Genomic DNA, 19,327 nt, shown 5'->3' with positions numbered 1-19,327 from the left:
TTATCACTACATTATCCGATAAAAATTAACCACCTTGATTGACAAATATACACTTAGGCACAACAGTTATTAATGCTTAAACAATATGCGTGTTAAAGAAAAAATTGTGTTGATAGATCAATAAAAAAAATTATAAATCACAAAGAGATGGTGCATGTATGAATACGTTTAATCAGTTGTTCCGTAAGACAACCATTGCCAATAGATTAATGGGCATGTTGGCATTAGCCATTATTGCCACTGTGATTGTGTTTTGGTTCTCATTAAATAGAGTTGAGTCTGTTTTAGTGGGGGAAAAAGAAGCCAAGTTACATGCACTTGTTGATGCAGCTGTCACCATTGTGGATAAATTTTACCAAGATAGCCAATCAAATCTGCTAACAGAAGCTGCAGCTAAAGCGATGGCTTTAGCAGCTATCGATAAACTCCGTTATTCGGGCAACGAATATTATTTTAGTATTGATACCCAAGGCACCATGATCCAACATGCATTTGCCAAACAATTAGTTAATACCTCGGTAAGAGGAATGAAAGATCCTAACGGGGTCGCTTTATTTGAATTGATGATACAAGGTACAGAAAATCAGGATGCTGTTCGTGTTGATTATATGTGGAATAAACCTCAGCAAGAACAACCCAGTCCTAAAATGTCAGTTGTTAAACGTTTTAGACCCTGGGGATGGATTATCGGTACAGGGATTTATGTTGATGATATTCAAACGGATAAACAACAATTTATTAGTGATTATTTACTATTACTTGTGTTGGTTTGGTTGCCTGTTATTGCGCTGTTGTATTTTATCATTCGCAGTGTTTCAGTGCCAATGCGAGAAACCATTAGCGCATTTGAAAACATCGCCAAAGGTGAAGGAGATTTAACATTACGTTTATCAGAAGAGGGCGATGATGAGTTGAAGCAAATCGCCCATCATTTCAACGTATTTACCAGTAAAATTCAAAAAGTCATTAAATCGGTTGGAGAGTCTGTCAACGAATCTGGCAGATTAGCAAAGGACATGGCTATTGTTGCCGAAAAGGCTAATCAAATATCGGTTAATGTACAAGCTGAGACAGAAAACGTCGCCACGGCGATTAACCAAATGTCGATGACGGCGGCAGAGGTTGCATCAAATGCTAAGTTGGCAGCTGACAGCACACATGAAGCAGACAGTGAAGCTGATATCTCTGCGGATGTCGTCGATAAGGCAATGAAAAAAATTACTGAATTATCAAATGAGCTTATCTCAACAGAGGAAGTGGCAAAAGGGCTGCAAGTCAGTTCTAGCAAAATTGGTCAGATATTAGATGTGATAGTAGGTATTGCTGATCAAACTAATTTATTGGCTTTAAATGCTGCAATTGAGGCCGCCAGAGCAGGTGAAGCAGGGCGAGGCTTTGCCGTTGTTGCTGATGAGGTTCGCACTTTGGCGAGTCGTACCCAGGCGTCCACCAATGAAATTAACCAAATTATTGATGCTATTCGTACCGCCATTAATACTGTCAATGCCTCTGTAGCTCGCGCTAAAACCAAATCAACCGAGACAGTAAATGATACCCAACAAGTGGTGGGCGCCTTGAATAATATCAAATTATCCATTGGACAGATTTCACAAATGAACATTCAAATTGCGACCGCGACTGAAGAGCAACATGCAGTGATTGCCGAACTCAATATGAATATCACCCGCATTAGTGATATGTCGTTAGACAACAGAACGCAAAATGAACAGATCAATAAAAGCAGTGTGGCTATTGAAAGGGGATCAGAGCGCCTTGATACTCTTATAGAGCAATTTAAAGTCTAAAGAAGATTGCTAATTGAGGAGGTTTCTCTGTTTTTACATTAGATTTAAGTCGTCATTGTTGTTAATTTGACGACTTAAATAATCTCAATAACAGGTTAATGATTATTGAGATAGCTGTACCATAATATTAATGACGTCTTGATATGAAATATTATATTGACGAGATAAATTAATGATTTTGGTTTTATAGGTTTGGATATATTCTTGTTTAACCAGATCCGATTGTTTTTGTTCTACAATCTCATTAACAGATTCTTGTAAAATCATTAAACGGCGCAAGCTGTAATCTAACGAATTGATGTATGCCGACATTTGTTGCTTATTACGGGCATTTTCAAGATTTGACGTCGTGCGTTGTTCAAAATCTAATTCATCAAACGCATTCATCATTTGTTGTAAATTTAAATCGTTGCTCATAAGTATGATTGTCTACGCTATTTTTTAGGATTATATTCATATTTGATGATTAAGTCACCTTTCGCATTGTTAAATTGTGTAAAAAGCATTCATTAGATTATCGATAATTAACAAAACTTGTTGAACAGTATAATTATCAGTAACCTAAGATTTTGATTCTCAAGGAGGACTCATGTTAGATCTATTACCTGATTTATTCGATCATTATCCCCAAAAACTGACTTTACTGTCTTCGCCTTGGCGCTCTTTTGGTGCAAAGCCGATATTTTTTGGTGAGGTAGTAACGGTTAAATGCTTTGAAGATAATTCAATGGTTAAATCTGAACTCGCAAAACCTGGCCATGGCAAGGTGTTAGTGGTCGATGGTGGTGGTTCAACTCGGCGTGCATTGCTGGGCGACATGATAGCCCTAAATGCGTATAACAACGGCTGGGAAGGCATCATTATTAATGGGTGCGTAAGAGATGCAGGCGCAATCGGAGCGATGCAAATTGGTGTACAGGCGTTAGGTACCACTCCGATTAAAACAGACAAAAAAGATGTTGGCGAAGTCAATGTCACTATTGATATTGCGGGCGTAAGCGTTGTACCTGGCATGATGATTTATGCCGACCTTAATGGTATTGCCGTGAGTCAGCAATCGTTAGATTTGTCTATTTTACAATAGAAAAACAACAGACAAGGAAGCAACAATGAAAGTAGTAAAGTGGTTATTAGCAATTGTGCTAACACTCGTTGTAGGCATTACCGTCTACTTAACAATGTTTTTCGACCTCAATCATTTTAAGCCGCAAATTGTCGACGCTGTGAAAAAACAAACCGGTCGTGATTTAGTGATAACAGATGATCTTAGTTGGAGTGTGTTTCCTTCATTAGGAATTAAACTGGGCGGTATTTCACTTTCTAATCCAGAAAACTTTACCCCAGCATCCATGTTAGATGTAAACGAAGCCGTGGCCAATGTGGCGCTAATGCCTTTATTGAGTCAGAAAATTGAAGTGGATTTATTAACACTCGATGGCTTAACGTTAAATTTAGTTACTCAAAAAAATGGCAAAACCAGCTTCGATGGTTTATCTGCAGAGGGAGCAAGTGGTGAGGCAAATGCCGCTGCAGAAATACCCGCAACAAACCAAAATAGTGACGCACAAGCAATAGCGTTACAAACATTAGATATCGGCGGAATTGAACTCACCAATACCAATATCAACTTAATTGATATGGCGAGCAATACCACTCAAACGTTCAGCTTAAAAAGCTTTACATTAGGGCAATTCAGCTTAGGGCAATTTGCTGATTTTGCTTATGAGTTTTCTGCGACTTTACCAGACATGTCTGTAGCATCTTCGGGTCAAGGCCAGCTTAAGGTTGACCAAGCGTTAACGCATATTACGATTAAAGATTTTACCATGAGCCATTCTGCGCAAGGCGACAGTTTACCAAATAAGTCGGTGAGTGCTGAAATGACAACCCAAATAGTCATGGCGTTAGATGCAAAAACCATTGAGTTACAGCTCACTAAACTTTCAGCGATGGATATTGCCGCAACCGGTGACATAAAAGTCAATTACGCAAACAGTATTCCTAAGATTGCAATGACTTTAGATGTGGGTGATATTGATGTTGATGCACTTTTTCCTAAACAGGAAGCCCCAGTAGAAAATAGCACTAATAACACAGAAACTGTGCCAAGTACTGAGCCGGATTTAACGGCACTAAACACCATTGATTTAAGTGTTAAAATGACGGCGAAGTCGATTAAAGTCAGTAATATGCTAACTCAAAACTGGCAGTTAACTATGGCCGTGAATAAAGGTGTGTTGACGCTGTCGTCATTAACAGCAGATCTATATGAAGGTAAGCTCGCGTTAAGCGCCAAACTCGATGGACGCAAATCAGTACCTACTTATCAATTTGATAAAAAGCTGACAGGGGTAAACATTAGACCATTATTAATGGATGCTGCCGAGATTGATTTACTGTCAGGTCAAGCAAGCCTTGAAGTTAAAGGCAGTGGCGCAAGTTTGATCCCTGATAACCTGAAAAAGAATCTTGATGCTGCGGGTAAATTTGATGTATCTGACGGTTCATTATATGGCGTTAACATTCCGCAAATGATCCGCAGTGCTCAACAAAAGCTGAAAGGTGATTTATCTGCAGACAGTAAAGAAGAGCTAAAAACCGACTTTACCAGTTTAACCGGTAGCTTCACCATGAAAGATGCAGTAGTGACCAATCCCGATTTAGCGATGGCTGCTCCCTTGATCCGCTTAAAAGGAAAGGGGACTGCGAATATTGCCTCTGAAGCGTTAGATTACACATTAACCACCAGTGTTGTCGGTTCGCTCTCGGGACAAGGTGATGCGGTAGATGAGTCACTCAAAGGGGTTGATATACCCTTAACCATTAAAGGAACGTTCCAAAAGCCTAAATTTGGTATTGATACAAAAGCGTTATTGGAAGGCCAATTCAAAGATGAAGCAGATAAAGCCAAAGAAAAACTCAAAGAGGGTTTGTTTAAAAAGCTGGGTATTTAACCCAGTCACTCAACACGAGATAATGAGTTGCAGTGATAAAACGTGAATACAATAATTGCGATAAACAAAAACGGACAAGTCATCACTTGTCCGTTTTTTATTGTGTCATAGCAATTAGCTATTAGTGACAATCAATTTCAAAATTTGCCCAGGTTGGATCAATTTACTGTTTTGTAAGCCATTCCATTCAATTAACTCTGCAACGGTAACATTATACTGTGTTGCAATACGAGCCAATGAATCACCCGATTTAACACGATAGTTAACCGTTTTCTCTTTACCTGTATTGTTGGCGGCGACTTCATTAGGGTAAATAACCAGATTTTTTCCCACCGTTAGCGTTGACTGTTGTTTAAGATTATTCCACTTCATTAGCTGTGCCACTGACACTTGTTGCGATTGGGCAATTTTCCATAATGAATCGCCAGACTTAATAGTGTAAGCCTGTTTATTTGGACTAGATTTGATCACCGCTTTACGTGCCAGTACTTGATCGGCTGTCATGGTCGCTAAATCAGGATCTTTTGCGGCAACTGGGATAATAAGAAATTTACCGGCAATAATGTTGTTACCTTTAATACCATTACTGCTGCGAATTAATGTAGCAGTCGTTTCAAATTGATCTGCAATGCGGCTAATGCTGTCGCCTGCTTTAATTTTGTAGCGTACCCAGTTAATCCGTGAGTCAGGTTCAACGGTTGCTAATGCGCGTTTAAAGGTAGCGGCTTTGTCGCTTGGTACAACTAACTGATGCGGACCCTGCGGGGCCGTCGCCCATCGTTTTAAACCAGGGTTTATTGCTTTTAAATCGACAATATCGACTTTAGCTAAGTCTGCGGCTAAGTTAATGTCGAGCTGACTTTCAATATTCACCACTTCAATCTGTGGTGAATTCTCAATAGGAGTTAAGGTAATACCGTATTTATCGGCATGTTTAATTACATCCGCTAACGCAAGTAATTGCGGCACATAATGCGCGGTTTCTTTTGGTAATGATAACGACCAAAAATCGGCAGGTTTACTGCGGTTTTGATTACGCTTAATGGCACTTAATAAACGGCCTTCACCTGAGTTGTACGCAGCAATGGTATATAGCCAGTTGTTATCCATTTTAGGATACAAGTATTGCAATAAATCCAGCGCCGCTTTCGTTGATGATGCGACATCTTGACGGCCGTCGTACCACCAGTTGGTTTTAACCCCAAATGACTGCGCGGTGGGTGGTGTTAATTGCCATAAGCCTGAAGCGTGGCTACTTGAATAGGCTAAAGGATCAAATCCACTTTCAACGATAGGCAGTAAAGCCAGTTCAATGGGAAGGTTGCGTGCTTCAAGTTGTTCAACAATATAGTATAAGAAAGGACTGGCACGTTGTGTCACAATTTCTAGATGCTTTGGATTGTCCAAATACCACTGTCGATATTGCGCAACCAGCGCATTGTCGGCTACTGGTAGCTGCATTTGATTGCTTATCCGCAACCATAAGTTATTGACTTCGGCAACTTGCTCTTCTATTTCATCGAGGGTGACAGTTGCAGATTTTTTGCTTTTAGCTTTAATGGCAACACTTTGTGGGTCATTGTCTGATTGCGGCTCAGTAGGCTGGAGCGTCTGGCACCCCGTTACCGCCAATATGCTGCCGGCAATAATGAATAAATATGTTTTCATTGAAGATACACTTCCTCAAGTTCTCAGGCCTTAAAATAAGGATCGAACACACCAAATGCCTATGAGACTCTTTTGGTCATGCTTTAGTTCAGTTTGGCATTGTAGATTAAATCATTTGGCTTGTCTTATTAAAGTGTTTTCATGTTCATCTAAAAGTGATTCTTCCACTCTCTTAATAAAGTAAATGTTTGTATTTCATCAATATTAGTAATGTTGTAATGGTTTGAAATTGCGACTTGAGTCTCATTTATATGACAACGTAAGAAGGGGTTTATGGCTTTTTCTATTGCGATTGTGCTAGGGATAGTCGGTTTGTTTTGTGAACGCAATTGATCGACTTTTATTGCGTATTCATTCAATTTTGGGTTGTTGGGGGTGACGTGTTGAGCAAAATCGAGATTGGCACGAGTATACTCGTGAGCACAAAAAACCTGTGTGTTGTCGGGTAAATTGGCCAGCATGTTCAACGATTGCAGCATTTGAGTTGGTGTACCTTCAAATAATCGACCGCAACCACCACTGAATAATGTGTCACCGCAAAATAGCTTGTTATCAATATAATACGCGATATGACCTAAAGTATGCCCAGGTACCGCCATCACTTGGGTTTGGCCTAGGTGAGGGAGTTCAATGGTCGAGGTTATGTCTATGTTGAGCGGTTTTGTAAGCCCTACGATGCCTTCATTGCTTGGGCCGTAAACATCAAGCTTTCCAGCAAAATGTTGCTGCAGTTGTTTAATGCCGCCAGTGTGATCATTATGGTGATGCGTGATTAAAATACCCACCAAATTTAGCTCAGTAGTGGCTAAATAATCGATAACGCTGGTTGCACAACCTGGATCGACAACATAAGCGTCAAAGCTGTCAGTTTGATGCACTAACCAAAGGTAGTTGTCATTAAATGCGGGAATAGTATGAACGTTAAGCATAATCTGGCTCGAGTGATATTGAATTATCTGTTAGGGTAACGGATAAAACCGAATCACATCAAGTGTAACGCAGTGAAAGTCGGTAAGGTTATAGGGATTGAGGAGTGAGGCGTGGCAAACTCAACGTTAGTACCACAACATTGGCATGACTTACCGTTTGGTGACATATTGCAAGCTGAGATTGAAGCCGCCCTTGCGCCTTGGTGGCCGCGTATTTTTGGTTATCACTTATTAAAGGTGGGTGCACTTAGTAGCCAAATCAACAGTTTACAATGTTCTATTGCTCGTCACTTTTCATTATTTGATGGTCATGGTGCTAATATACAAGCCGAACCGCACTATTTACCCGTACAACAGCATACGATTGATGCCGTGGTTAGCTGTTTTTTATTAGAATTTGAACAAAATCCCTATCAAATTTTACGCGAGTTTGACCGCGTTCTTATTAGTAGTGGCTATGTGTTTATTGTTGGTTTTAATCCCGTTAGCCCAGTTTTTGCGGGTAAAATCTTACCTAAATACCAAGGTAAACTGCCCTGGAATGGACAGTTTTTTATGCCGTCACGGGTAAAAGATTGGTTGGGCTTACTTGGGTATCAAGTGCTGGCAGACGAGCGTTTAATGCATCATTCATTATTGGGGCCCGTTGGGCGTCAAGCTGAGCATCAGCCTTGGTGGCAAAAAAGTTTAGCCAATTGGTTGCCAAGTACAGGCAGTGTTTACGTCATTGTGGCTCGTAAACTCACGGTGCCATTAACACCCATAAAAGATAAATCTAAAATCAATGCACCAACATGGTCAACGGCGCCGAGCGCAGGGCGTACTGGCTTGTCAAAAAACAATTAACTGATATGTGGCTAACCAGTCAGTGCTAATGCTTACTTTATTCCGCTTGATAACCGCCATCAACTTGTTTAGGTTTTGCTTCAGCAGCATTTCTGGCTAAGGTATCGCAGCGTTCATTTTCAATATGCCCGGCATGACCTTTAACCCAACGCCAATCAACCTTGTGTTTTTGGCTAACCGCATCTAAGCGTTTCCATAAATCAACATTCTTTACCGGTTGCTTAGTCGAGGTTATCCATCCTTTCTTTTTCCAGCCATGGATCCAAGAAGTGATACCTTGACGCATGTATTGGCTGTCGCTGGTTAAGATAATATTACAAGGTTCGAATAATGCTTCCAGTGCGATGATGGGGGCGAGCAATTCCATGCGATTATTAGTGGTGAGAGCAAAGCCATCGGCCAGTTCATGCGTTTGATGTTGGTATTTCATCACGACGCCATAGCCACCAGGACCCGGGTTGCCTAAACATGATCCATCAGTAAAAATATACAGCTGTTTGAGTTCGGCCATCAAGTTGTTACCATAGCAAAATATTCGCGCCAGTATACTCAATTTCTCTGGGGGCGAGGGCTAAAAGAGTAAAAAATATGAACATTATTTCAAGTGCAAGTCGTCAAGTTATTCTCGATACCGAAACCACAGGTATGAACCAAGCGGGAGGCCCAGTTTTTATTGGTCATAGGATCATTGAAATTGGTTGTGTCGAAGTGATCAACCGCCGTTTAACGGGGAGGACTTACCATCAATACATTAATCCTGGTCAAGCAATTGATCCTGAGGCTATTGAGGTTCATGGTATAACGAATGAACGCGTGGCAAATGAGCCGCGGTTTCATCAAATAGCGCAAGAGTTTATCGATTTTATTGACGGTGCAGAGATTGTTGCACACAACGCAAACTTTGACGTGAGCTTTATGGATCATGAGTTTTCAAAACTCAATCCAGTTGGCCCTAAAACCAAAGACATATGCAGTATTTTAGACAGTTTAGCCATCGCCAAACGATTACACCCAGGGCAAAAGAATAACCTGGATGCTTTATGTCGTCGTTATGGTATTGATAATGGCCGTCGAACCTACCACGGCGCTTTACTCGATGCTGAAATCCTGGCTGATGTTTATCTAATTATGACTGGCGGACAAATTAAGTTTAATTTGTCTAATGAAAAAGCAGGTCAAGAAGGTGGAGGCATAAAAAAAATCGACACTTCAGCGTTTAATCTTAAAGTCGTCGGGGCATCGGCCGATGAAATAGTATTACATGAACAACGACTTGACCTCGTAGCCAAGTCCGGAAAATGTCTCTGGAGAGGGTAAACCCACCTTTATGACTGCTAGCCTTTCACGCCGCACGACCTTTGCTTGTTTATTATTACTATGCCCAATCATGGCATGGCAATCTGTGGTATTGGCCGCACCGGTTAAAGCATCACAAGCTGCAGAGCTTAAGAATCGATTTCGCATTGATTATATGGTCGATCACTTAACCTTGGTTATCCAGCGAGATTATGGTTCAGCGCCTGTCGTTGTAGTGCTACCTGATGGCAGTAAATGGTATTCAACACGCCATCCACAATCGGTAAAATGGGTTGATGGTATTGCCGCTGACATGATTCAAATTGAAAAGCCGATGGCCGGTCCATGGCAGTTACTCGGGCAAGTCACTGAAGGTTCAACCATTCAAAAAGTCTCTAAACTCGACATTGAAGTACAACCTTTACCCCAACCGCTGTTTCAAGGTGAACGCCTTAAGGTTACTGCACGCCTTTTGGGCGACAACTTAACCATGAGAATGCCAGGGTTAGAATACATGGTGGAGTGGACCTCGCGCTTTACCAGTCAGCACATAGCCGGTGATGACAATTTTGCGACGGGTACCATTATTGTTGGCGCCTACAAAGATAACGGCGAAGATTTAGACGAAGCCCCAGATGATGGTGTCTTTACCGGGGCTCAAAACTTAGAACAACCCAGTGGGCATTATATTTTAAATGTGACAGCTCGCAATAATGTGTTTGAACGCGAGTATGTGATGCCGTTTGAGTTGTCTAAACAGCCCATAAAAGCGGAAATGGTGCCCAACAACGACCCATTAAAAGGTATTTGGCAAATCCAGTTATCGGTAGATGAAACTCAAGTCTTGCTTGACGAAACCCATTTTGAATTTGAACTGGTCGGCCCGGCAGGTCTGCAAGTGCCCATAACCTTGCAAGAACTTTCCAGTGCAGATCAAATTTTATATTTACCCAAAGTGACTGAGTTTGGCAGTTATCGAGTGAAGGGGACCGTAGTGTCAACTGCTGTGGGTGGACGTGAAATTGTTTTGAATTTGCCGGAGATGTTTTTTAATTTAATTGAGCCACCAAAGCCAGGGCCCACAGCAGAAGAGCTCGCCGAAAAAGCGGCTGTGCAAGCAGCAATTGAAGAGCAACGCGCTAAAGATGATGCGATATTTTGGATAATCACTGTTAATGGTGTTTTATGCTTACTCGGTATTATCGGTTTTATTGTGTGGCGTAAAAGGCAAGCGTTAGCGAAAGCCATGGCTGCGGCAGAAGAGCGTTTAAAGCAAAATCCACCAAAAGAAGAAAAACAACCAGACAATGAACTTGAAAGTTTAGATCTCGACGATATTGATTTAACAATGCCAGATGATAAAAGCTAATTGATTGTTTTTACCGTCGATTAATACTTTAAAGTGGTCCTTATACCATTGTGCATTAATAAGTCACCACTCAGAATGCGCCCAGCGGTTTTTGATTAAGACGTCGCTATATAGTTATGGTTGTTCCCTTTCAAATAGCGAGAACGCAGTGCAAAAGCGGCTGGGGCTTTCCTTTCAGGCGAGTTTTAAAAGGGCTTACACTGCGTTGCATGACTTCGAAAGAGAACAACTATTCATTCAGTCATACGCCTTGTTTAAGCCCTTTTAAATTCTCGCTGAGAGATCATTTACTAACGCACAATGGTATTAAATACAATTATTGTGCATTTTTTAGCTAATCGAGTTAAAACCGTTAAAAAATAGTTGACGATTAATTATCACAACTTTATTATTCAACGCACTTGTGTGGAGCGGTAGTTCAGTTGGTTAGAATACCGGCCTGTCACGCCGGGGGTCGCGGGTTCGAGTCCCGTCCGCTCCGCCATTCAAGTGACTGTTTACATTTAATAAAATTAATATTTATGCGATTTTTTTCAAGTTTAATTTTATTAAGTGTAAGCAAACCGTTTTGGAGCGGTAGTTCAGTTGGTTAGAATACCGGCCTGTCACGCCGGGGGTCGCGGGTTCGAGTCCCGTCCGCTCCGCCAAATAGATAAGCCCTTACAGTAATGTAAGGGCTTTTTTATTATTTTTAATTTTCAACATCTTCAAAATTCGACCACGGCACTGGTCGCGGGTTCACTTATTCAAGGTCAGCATTCGCTGTGCCAAATAGGTAAGCCCTAATCTATTTGCTTAGTATTTCTATTGCCAAAGCATCCAAGCACTTGAAAATATAAGATTCTAGATAAAGCCTGTCACGCCGCGTATCGCGAGTTCACTCACTCAAGGTCAGCGTCCGCCGCACTAAATAAGCCCTTACAGCAATGTAAGGGCTTATTTTAGATTATGTGTTGCTTATCAGTACAAAAAAGCAATGATCCCTTGGTTGGGCAGGTTGCGTTAAAACGCATAGTTGACACTGAGCTCTACTGAACGGCCGGCGCCATTCATTTGGGTGAAGCCTTGGGTATTATTTTGCTTATATTGCGCAATACTCACCCCACCTAAAGGCAGTTGGTAATATTCATCAAGTAAGTTGTTTACTGCCAGAGTCATGGTTGCACCTTGCCATTCTATACTGCTTGAGATGTTAAGTAGTGAATAACTGTCAGTGGTGTTTTCAAGGCGATTATTGTCGACCCGATCCTTTGTCGCCACCCATTGCCAGCTAATACTATTACTCCAATCACCACGTTGATGCTGAAGTGTTAACTCGCTCTGTAATGGCTTAATTTGATATAGAGGCGCATTAGTATCGTTTCTTTCGCCATGAGTGGCACTGATATTAGCTGCAACAACCCACTTACCATTATCGTTTTCGGTTAACAGGTAACTCGCATCTGCACGACTGCCATAAATTGTCGCATCGACATTGCTAAATTGTAAAATATTACGGCGGTTTAGCTCGATGCTAGTGCTATTAACGCTACCAATAACATCAGCATCAATATAGTCATTGATATCGCTATACCACGCCGTAACAGAGGCCGTGAAATCAGTTTGCACTAAGGTATATGCGGCGCTAAGAGTGCGAGCCGTTTCATGGTTTAAATCCGGATTACCCACATAGCCGTTAGCATCGCCATACCAACCTATCATGGTTGTCGCCATCGTACTTTGGCCCCAGCTGTAGCGTTCATATAAGTTTGGTGCACGGCCTTTTTGAGCTAAACCAAATTCGATGATTTCGGTATCGCTTAATTGATATCGTGCTAATAATGTGGCATCAATAATATGGTCATGTCGTGGTCGATAAAGCTGATTAAACTCGTCTGCTGCCAACGCATTAACGTTACTCATGCCCATCATACTCATGCTGTTATAAGGTTGCACTTCACCAGTAGTGGTCGTGACATATTCATAGCGAACACCCGCTGATATCCACCATTGTGTATTTAGCGTTTGTTGCCATTCTCCGTAAACCGCAGCGCGTTTGCGTTTACCGTCATTAATATTGACGTAATCATTTGGGCCCATCATGGATGAGCCTTCAATAGCAGGCCAGGTATCATCAAGTTGATACAGATAATATTCTTGTCCAAGCAATAACGTACTGTCATTACTCATAGGGAGTTGCCAATGCAATTGGTAGCTAAAATCTTTACCTGTGGTTTCCATCGGCATCATGCCGGTTTTTTCTGGCGTGAAGAAGCCCATATCATGCTCGACACTATGCCAATTCGCTTGTGCACTAAATTGACCTTCGTTTTCAAGCGCTAATTGATAACGCAAAATGGCACCATAACTGTCGTTGTTAGTCATATCCATATATTGATTAGCGAAACCCTGATATGGAATATGTTGATGAGTTAACTTTATGGCAAGTTGTTGGGTATCATCTTGCCATGCTGCAATTAAGGCATGGTTTTGTGCTTGATATAGCGTGTCTAAAACGGTGTCGCCATTTCCATCGGTATAACTGTTGGCGTCTTCAAAAGCGCCCTGGTAGCTAAAACTCAGTGCTTTACTGGCGACGGTGGCATTGACACTAGCTAAAGTGGTATCGCTAACACTTCGATAACCAGCAGACACATTACCGCTATGCCATGTGAGTTGGTCTGTTAAGGAAAACTCTGGGTTAAAACTATTGATTTTAATCACACCGGCAATGTTATCTCCACCAGCACTGACAGGCGACACACCTGCAACCACTTGAGCTGAGGTAATTTGACTTGCTGCCACGTAAGATAGCGGTGGATTCATGTGATTGGCACATGATGAAGTAATGTCATTGCCGTCGATAAGTACTTTAATGCGATCGCCCATCATGCCGTTCAAAATAGGTAAGGCTGAAACACCGCCCGCTTGTGAAAACTCAACACCTTGTTTTGACAGTAAGCGTTCAGCTGAACCTAATAAATCTTTATTGCCGTTTTGTTGGCCGTGAACTTCAACTCTTTCAATGTCTGAATGTGTGTCTTGTGTGGATGGCTGTGCTGCAACAGGTGCTGACAACACTACCATTATGGCGAAAGATATTGATGAGTAAGCAGCGTTAATATTATGATTAGATTTAATGCTTTGTGTTTTTAATGTGGTCAAAATCATCACCGTATTTATTGTATTGTAAATTAGGATGAATATATTTCATCGCTATTTTTTTGTATTAGAAAATTATAACCTACTAATAAATCGATGGAATGCGACATATTGCCGCACCTAGAATGATGACTTTTCTGCAGTGTGGATCAGCTTGTGTGAACTCAGCCGCAGCGTCATGGTTTGGGATATGACAGCTCTGTTTTAGAGTGAATAAAGTGAAAGACGTGCGAAATTTAGTGCTTGTTTTTTTATTGTAAGCTTGCTTATACTGCGAAACATCTTGTCGGAGTGCCATTATGGCTGAGACCGTTTATTCGGGATCCGTTGAACCTGATCAGGCTAGAACCTGCGAAGGAAACAAGCGTAATAATCATTTTTTATTACGGCATCATGTTGATCATTTAGCGTTATGGTTAATGGGTTTGTATCATCCCTTTACTCACTAAATATTAGCCTAAATCGTTACCAACAATGTCATTTTAACCGATTGATTATAATATGAATCACGATATCTCTTTGTGTTCATAGCTTTGCTCAACACCTCTCCTGACAAGCAACTCTACTCTTATTAATGAGGTTGCTAATGTCACATTCAAATCGTCGTCAGACACGAGCGAAAGCTCAACAATTTATCGATACCCTTAAACCGTTACAACACCCAAATTCTAAAAAAGTCTATCTGCAAGGCAGCCGTCCCGATCTGCTGGTGGCCATGAGGCAAATCCATCAAACCAGCACTCGAACGGGGGGCACAGATAAGCATCCTATCACTGAGACAAACCCCGCCATTATGGTTTACGACTGCGCAGGGCCTTATTCCGATCCCCATGCTGATATTGATGTCCGTCGTGGTTTAGTTCCATTACGTAGAACCTGGATTTAAGAGCGTCAAGACACTGAGCAATTAACTCATGCAAGTTCTGGCTTTACTCAGCAACGTTTAGCAGATGATGGCTTAGAACATTTACGATTTGACGGACTTAATGCGCCACGACGCGCCACTGCTGGCAAACGCGTCACGCAAATGCACTACGCTAGGCAAGGGATTATTACCCCAGAAATGGAATACATTGCCATTCGTGAAAATATGGCGCGCGCTGATGTGCATGATAGCGTACTCACACAACACGCTCCCGGTGAAGCATTTGGGGCGCACATTGGCCAACTGATTACGCCAGAGTTCGTGCGTGATGAAGTGGCAAGAGGTAGGGCCATTATACCGCTTAATATTAATCATCCAGAAGCTGAACCCATGATTATAGGGCGGAACTTTTTGGTTAAAGTGAATGCCAATATTGGTAATTCAGCCGTAACGTCATCGATTGAAGAAGAAGTAGAGAAGTTAGTGTGGTCAACGCGTTGGGGAGCCGACACCGTAATGGACTTATCCACGGGGCGATATATTCATGAAACCCGTGAGTGGATCATTCGTAATTCTCCCGTGCCAATAGGTACTGTGCCGATTTATCAAGCGCTTGAGAAAGTTAATGGGGTTGCTGAAGATCTAAATTGGGAAATATTTCGCGACACACTCATAGAACAAGCTGAGCAGGGCGTTGATTACTTTACCATCCATGCCGGCGTGTTATTACGCTATGTGCCGATGACGGCTAAGCGTCTTACGGGCATTGTTTCTCGCGGTGGTTCCATTATGGCCAAGTGGTGCTTAAGCCATCACAAAGAAAGTTTTTTGTATGAACACTTTGAAGACATTTGCCAAATTTGTGCCCAATACGATGTGTCGTTATCGCTTGGTGATGGTATGCGCCCAGGCTCTATTGCTGATGCTAATGATGAAGCGCAATTTGCTGAATTAGCCACTCTAGGGGAGTTAGTCAAAATAGCCTGGCAATATGATGTGCAAACCATAATCGAGGGCCCCGGACATGTGCCGATGCAACTGATTAAAGTCAATATGGAAAAACAGCTTAGTCTGTGCGATGAAGCGCCATTTTACACATTAGGCCCACAAACAACGGATATTGCTCCCGGTTACGATCACTTCACATCTGGTATTGGTGCGGCAATGATGGCGTGGTATGGCGTGGCGATGTTGTGTTATGTCACTCCAAAAGAGCATTTAGGCTTACCTAATAAAGACGATGTAAAACAAGGGCTAATTGCCTACAAAATTGCAGCTCATGCCGCGGATGTTGCCAAAGGACATCCCGGGGCACAGGTTCGTGACAATGCGTTATCTAAGGCGCGTTTTGAGTTTCGTTGGGAAGATCAATATAACCTAGGCTTAGATCCCGACACCGCACGTGCGTATCACGATGAATCCCTACCGCAAGAATCAGCAAAAGTGGCTCACTTTTGCTCTATGTGCGGGCCTAAATTTTGTTCAATGAAAATCACCCAGGAAGTGCGTGATTACGCTAAATCTCTTGAAGATGCTAACACTCATGCCAAAGTGCAACACATTGAATTAACCACGGCGACTGATTATAACACCTTGGCTATGAAGCAAAAATCGGCTGAATTTAAAGCATCGGGTTCGGCTATTTATCATGAAGTCTCTGCGCCAAAGGCTAAAGAAGGGGTTGAGTAATGGCGACAGGTACGCACGCTAAAATCGATAACCTTATGCCTAAACCCATTGTTTGGACCATTGCGGGTTCTGACAGTGGCGGCGGCGCGGGTATACAAGCTGACCTACTGACAATGCACGATCTTCAATGCCATGGTTGCAGCGTGATTAGCAGCATTACTGCGCAAAATAGCGTGAATGTGACTCTCGTTGAAGCCGTTTCTGAGCAGATATTAATTAAGCAGTTAGATACTTTATGGGCTGATTTAACGCCGGTTGCGATTAAAATTGGCTTATTGGCCAATCAACAACAAGTTGATATCGTTGCAAAATGGTTATCGCGTTTAAGCCGGCTTTGCACATTACCTTTTGTGGTACTCGACCCTGTGATGGTGGCCAGCAGTGGCGCGCAATTTTGTCAGCAAGCTATCAATTTTACGCCATTTGCAGGTTTAATCAGCTTGCTCACACCAAATCAGCATGAATTGTTTCGTTTAAGCTCGACATTATTATTGGAAAATACCAATCCAGGTAATACCGATCTCAGTAATAAAAAGCCTAGGCATAGAGATTCTGGTCACACATTAACAAATCAACAAATTTCCAATACCAATACCAATACCAATACCGATATCAACACGGATAACGATGAACTGAGCATGATAATGGCGGCTAAATGGCTTGCTAATCATTATCGTTGTCATGTACTTGCTAAAGGTGGTGATGCTGCTTGGCAGCAGCAACAAGCCACAGATGTTTATGTGACACGAAGTGTGGTGGGGGCGAGCCATATTCATGATAATCAAGTGTTTAAACTCACCAGCCCCAGAGTGAATACTAACAATAATCATGGCAGCGGTTGTACGCTGTCATCGGCAGTAGCGTGTTTTGTGGCGCATCAATTTGTGATTCATGACGCGATTGTGTTGGCAAAAGCTTATGTCAATAAAGGCTTAAGCGGCAGTTATGCTGTTGGCGCAGGGCCTGGCGTATTGGCACGTTCTGGCTGGCCTAACGAATTAAGTATGATGCCGACCATTACAAACGTTAAGGATAATAGTGCTTATCGTAGCAATAAAGCCTTTCATCCTGTGGTGACGCCATTAGGTATTTACCCCGTGCTGGACTCGTTAACCCTGTTACATTCAGTTCTCGAGGCCGGCTGTCGTACAGTGCAGTTTAGAGTTAAATTATCTCAACCTATTAACGAGTTAACGTTACAGGCATTAGAGCAAAATATTATTGATGCGATTACTCTGGGGCGCGATTTTAACGCGCAACTGTTTATCAATGATCACTGGCAATTAGCCATAAAACACCGTGCATTTGGGGTGCATCTTGGCCAGGAAGATTTAGCCAGTGCAAATCTGGAGGCAATAGCTGATGAAGGTTTGGCTTTAGGCATATCGAGTCATAGCTATTTTGAAGCCTTGTTAGCCCACCAATGTAAACCGTCATATATCGCATTGGGTCATATTTATCCCACCACGACCAAGCAAATGCCATCAGTGCCTCAAGGGCTGGCTAAATTAACGCACTATGTGAATTTATTGGGCAAACATTATCCCACAGTAGCCATTGGCGGCGTTGATGTTGAGCGTCTTGAGCCTCTAGCCAGCAGTAAGGTGGGAGATGTTGCCGTTGTCAGGGCGATTACTCAAGCGAGTCATCCCAGTGAGGCATATCGTTTAATGCATCAACGTTGGCTGCAACTCACTCGAGGCCATCAAGTGCCTAAGGTTTTGAGTGCACTTAAGGAGGCGATATGAATGCGTTAACGGATAAGCAATATATACAGTATTCGCGCACCATGTTGCTTAACGATATTGGTGAAACAGGGCAGTTGGCAATTATAAATAGTCAGGTGGCCATTATTGGTTTGGGTGGACTGGGTCAGCTGGTGGTGCAATATCTTGCTGCCGCAGGCGTTAAGCACTTTATGCTAGTCGACCATGATGTGGTGGCGCTCGATAATTTACCAAGGCAATTATTATACAGTGAGGCCGATATTGGTCAGCATAAAGTCAGTGTCGCTAAACGCACACTGAGTCGTTTGTACTCAAATGTTTATGTCAATGCGATTACCGATAAGTTAACCGAAACTAACGTCATTGAGTTTAGCAAGCGGTTAAATACTGAGACATTAGTGTTTGATTGCACCGACAATTTTGTCGCTCGTCATGTGATTAATCAGCTTTGTGTTAATCAAGGTTTAACTTTAATTAGCGCAGCGATCAGTGCGTATCAGGGGCAATTATTCTGTATCGATTTTGGCGCAAAATTATCCCATGAGAAGCAACATGGTTGTTATCGCTGTTTATACCCAGTAGATATCGACATTAAGCAAACCTGTTCGCAGCAAGGTGTACTTGGGCCAGCGGTCGGGGTTATGGCCAGTATGCAAGCGTTAGTCGGTTTGCAGCATATCTGCAATACCTTCACTCAGTACGGCGTGTTACTCAGGTTTGATGCGTTAACGCTACAGTGGCATCAGGCCAAAATGAACCGCGATCAGCAATGTACTTTATGCCAACAGGCGCAATTGCAGGGGTATGCACATGAATGTTAATCAGCCATCTCAATCTATCAATGTGATGATAAATGGCGTTGCAGAAACGTTGAAGGGGCATGTGATAATCTCTGAACTGTTGATATTAAAGCAGCTGCCGATTAACGCTGTCGCTATCGTAGTTAATGATGAAGTGCTACCGCGCAGCCGCTGGAACCATGTTATGTGTCAGCATGATGACTCTATTTGTGTGTTTTCTGCTGTGGCAGGAGGGTAG

The 19,327-nt window shown here is 42.2% G+C and carries 14 protein-coding genes, 2 tRNA genes, 1 pseudogene and 1 riboswitch; of the genes and pseudogenes, 12 read left to right on the top strand and 5 right to left on the bottom strand.

What is annotated here, in order from left to right; genetic code table 11:
* Positions 1–158 precede the first annotated feature (158 nt).
* A complete protein-coding gene (locus GQA99_RS05345; protein WP_160052864.1) occupies positions 159–1,805 on the top strand; it encodes a methyl-accepting chemotaxis protein in 1,647 nt (548 codons plus the stop codon).
* A gap of 102 nt (positions 1,806–1,907) precedes the next feature.
* Here the strand turns inward: GQA99_RS05345 and GQA99_RS05340 are convergent, their stop codons facing one another.
* Positions 1,908–2,222 carry a hypothetical protein gene (locus GQA99_RS05340; RefSeq protein ID WP_160052863.1) on the bottom strand — a complete coding sequence of 105 codons (315 nt, stop codon included), beginning with the start codon at positions 2,220–2,222 and terminating at the stop codon, positions 1,908–1,910.
* A 172-nt stretch (positions 2,223–2,394) separates the two neighbouring features.
* Between GQA99_RS05340 and GQA99_RS05335 the strand changes: the two genes are divergently transcribed.
* Together GQA99_RS05335 and GQA99_RS05330 are read left to right on the top strand one after the other, a co-directional pair.
* On the top strand, positions 2,395–2,889 hold the full coding sequence (locus GQA99_RS05335; RefSeq protein ID WP_160052862.1) for a putative 4-hydroxy-4-methyl-2-oxoglutarate aldolase: 495 nt from the start codon (positions 2,395–2,397) through the stop codon (positions 2,887–2,889).
* Positions 2,890–2,914: 25 nt separating this feature from the next.
* A complete protein-coding gene (locus GQA99_RS05330) occupies positions 2,915–4,759 on the top strand; it encodes an AsmA family protein (RefSeq protein ID WP_160052861.1) in 1,845 nt (614 codons plus the stop codon).
* Between the two features lie 114 nt (positions 4,760–4,873).
* On the opposite strand, the gene GQA99_RS05325 is transcribed toward GQA99_RS05330, so the two are convergent.
* Together GQA99_RS05325 and gloB are read right to left on the bottom strand one after the other, a co-directional pair.
* Complete coding sequence (locus GQA99_RS05325) at positions 4,874–6,427, bottom strand: lytic transglycosylase (RefSeq protein ID WP_160052860.1); 1,554 nt, start codon at positions 6,425–6,427, stop codon at positions 4,874–4,876.
* Between the two features lie 149 nt (positions 6,428–6,576).
* Entirely contained in the window at positions 6,577–7,356 is a 780-nt protein-coding gene (gene gloB / locus GQA99_RS05320) for a hydroxyacylglutathione hydrolase (protein WP_160052859.1), read from the bottom strand.
* Between the two features lie 111 nt (positions 7,357–7,467).
* Between gloB and GQA99_RS05315 the strand changes: the two genes are divergently transcribed.
* Complete coding sequence (locus tag GQA99_RS05315) at positions 7,468–8,202, top strand: methyltransferase domain-containing protein (RefSeq protein ID WP_160052858.1); 735 nt, start codon at positions 7,468–7,470, stop codon at positions 8,200–8,202.
* A gap of 37 nt (positions 8,203–8,239) precedes the next feature.
* Here the strand turns inward: GQA99_RS05315 and rnhA are convergent, their stop codons facing one another.
* Positions 8,240–8,713: a ribonuclease HI gene (gene rnhA, locus GQA99_RS05310; protein WP_160052857.1), complete on the bottom strand. Its 474-nt coding sequence runs from the start codon at positions 8,711–8,713 to the stop codon at positions 8,240–8,242.
* A gap of 77 nt (positions 8,714–8,790) precedes the next feature.
* Here rnhA and dnaQ point away from each other — a divergent pair, with 77 nt between their 5' ends.
* The 4 genes from dnaQ to GQA99_RS05290 all read left to right on the top strand — a co-directional run bounded on the left by dnaQ (position 8,791) and on the right by GQA99_RS05290 (position 11,514).
* A complete protein-coding gene (dnaQ, locus tag GQA99_RS05305; RefSeq protein WP_160052856.1) occupies positions 8,791–9,519 on the top strand; it encodes a DNA polymerase III subunit epsilon in 729 nt (242 codons plus the stop codon).
* A gap of 70 nt (positions 9,520–9,589) precedes the next feature.
* On the top strand, positions 9,590–10,867 hold the full coding sequence (locus GQA99_RS05300; RefSeq protein ID WP_229785845.1) for a TIGR03503 family protein: 1,278 nt from the start codon (positions 9,590–9,592) through the stop codon (positions 10,865–10,867).
* Between the two features lie 407 nt (positions 10,868–11,274).
* Positions 11,275–11,351: transfer RNA gene (locus GQA99_RS05295), tRNA-Asp, on the top strand.
* Positions 11,352–11,437: 86 nt separating this feature from the next.
* Positions 11,438–11,514: transfer RNA gene (locus tag GQA99_RS05290), tRNA-Asp, on the top strand.
* Positions 11,515–11,869: 355 nt separating this feature from the next.
* On the opposite strand, the gene GQA99_RS05285 is transcribed toward GQA99_RS05290, so the two are convergent.
* Entirely contained in the window at positions 11,870–13,933 is a 2,064-nt protein-coding gene (locus GQA99_RS05285; protein ID WP_229785846.1) for a TonB-dependent receptor plug domain-containing protein, read from the bottom strand.
* 352 nt (positions 13,934–14,285) lie between these two features.
* Positions 14,286–14,385, top strand: a riboswitch (TPP riboswitch).
* Positions 14,386–14,594: 209 nt separating this feature from the next.
* On the opposite strand from GQA99_RS05285, the pseudogene thiC reads away from it, so the two are divergent.
* The 4 genes and pseudogenes from thiC to thiS all read left to right on the top strand — a co-directional run bounded on the left by thiC (position 14,595) and on the right by thiS (position 19,327).
* Positions 14,595–16,562 (top strand): annotated as a pseudogene (gene thiC / locus GQA99_RS05280) (phosphomethylpyrimidine synthase ThiC).
* A complete protein-coding gene (gene thiE, locus GQA99_RS05275; protein WP_160052854.1) occupies positions 16,562–18,310 on the top strand; it encodes a thiamine phosphate synthase in 1,749 nt (582 codons plus the stop codon). Before thiC ends, thiE begins: the two are co-directional and overlap by 1 nt.
* On the top strand, positions 18,307–19,110 hold the full coding sequence (locus GQA99_RS05270) for a HesA/MoeB/ThiF family protein (protein ID WP_160052853.1): 804 nt from the start codon (positions 18,307–18,309) through the stop codon (positions 19,108–19,110). The genes thiE and GQA99_RS05270 overlap by 4 nt, the downstream gene beginning before the upstream one ends.
* Positions 19,100–19,327, top strand: a complete 228-nt coding sequence (thiS, locus tag GQA99_RS05265; RefSeq protein ID WP_160052852.1) for a sulfur carrier protein ThiS — start codon at positions 19,100–19,102, stop codon at positions 19,325–19,327. The genes GQA99_RS05270 and thiS overlap by 11 nt, the downstream gene beginning before the upstream one ends.

Source organism: Shewanella litoralis (genome assembly GCF_009828585.1).
In the GTDB taxonomy this organism is placed as follows: domain Bacteria; phylum Pseudomonadota; class Gammaproteobacteria; order Enterobacterales; family Shewanellaceae; genus Shewanella; species Shewanella litoralis.
This window is presented reverse-complemented; position numbering and strand designations above follow the sequence as displayed.

What these genes read in the sequence shown, in the direction of transcription:
- GQA99_RS05345 (WP_160052864.1), top strand. Translation starts at nt 159, where the DNA reads ATGAATACGTTTAATCAGTTGTTCCGTAAGACAACCATTGCCAATAGA.
- GQA99_RS05340 (WP_160052863.1), bottom strand. Translation starts at nt 2,222, where the DNA reads ATGAGCAACGATTTAAATTTACAACAAATGATGAATGCGTTTGATGAA.
- GQA99_RS05335 (WP_160052862.1), top strand. Translation starts at nt 2,395, where the DNA reads ATGTTAGATCTATTACCTGATTTATTCGATCATTATCCCCAAAAACTG.
- GQA99_RS05330 (WP_160052861.1), top strand. Translation starts at nt 2,915, where the DNA reads ATGAAAGTAGTAAAGTGGTTATTAGCAATTGTGCTAACACTCGTTGTA.
- GQA99_RS05325 (WP_160052860.1), bottom strand. Translation starts at nt 6,427, where the DNA reads ATGAAAACATATTTATTCATTATTGCCGGCAGCATATTGGCGGTAACG.
- gloB (WP_160052859.1), bottom strand. Translation starts at nt 7,356, where the DNA reads ATGCTTAACGTTCATACTATTCCCGCATTTAATGACAACTACCTTTGG.
- rnhA (WP_160052857.1), bottom strand. Translation starts at nt 8,713, where the DNA reads ATGGCCGAACTCAAACAGCTGTATATTTTTACTGATGGATCATGTTTA.
- dnaQ (WP_160052856.1), top strand. Translation starts at nt 8,791, where the DNA reads ATGAACATTATTTCAAGTGCAAGTCGTCAAGTTATTCTCGATACCGAA.
- GQA99_RS05300 (WP_229785845.1), top strand. Translation starts at nt 9,590, where the DNA reads ATGGCATGGCAATCTGTGGTATTGGCCGCACCGGTTAAAGCATCACAA.
- GQA99_RS05285 (WP_229785846.1), bottom strand. Translation starts at nt 13,933, where the DNA reads ATGGTAGTGTTGTCAGCACCTGTTGCAGCACAGCCATCCACACAAGAC.
- thiE (WP_160052854.1), top strand. Translation starts at nt 16,562, where the DNA reads ATGGCGACAGGTACGCACGCTAAAATCGATAACCTTATGCCTAAACCC.
- GQA99_RS05270 (WP_160052853.1), top strand. Translation starts at nt 18,307, where the DNA reads ATGAATGCGTTAACGGATAAGCAATATATACAGTATTCGCGCACCATG.
- thiS (WP_160052852.1), top strand. Translation starts at nt 19,100, where the DNA reads ATGAATGTTAATCAGCCATCTCAATCTATCAATGTGATGATAAATGGC.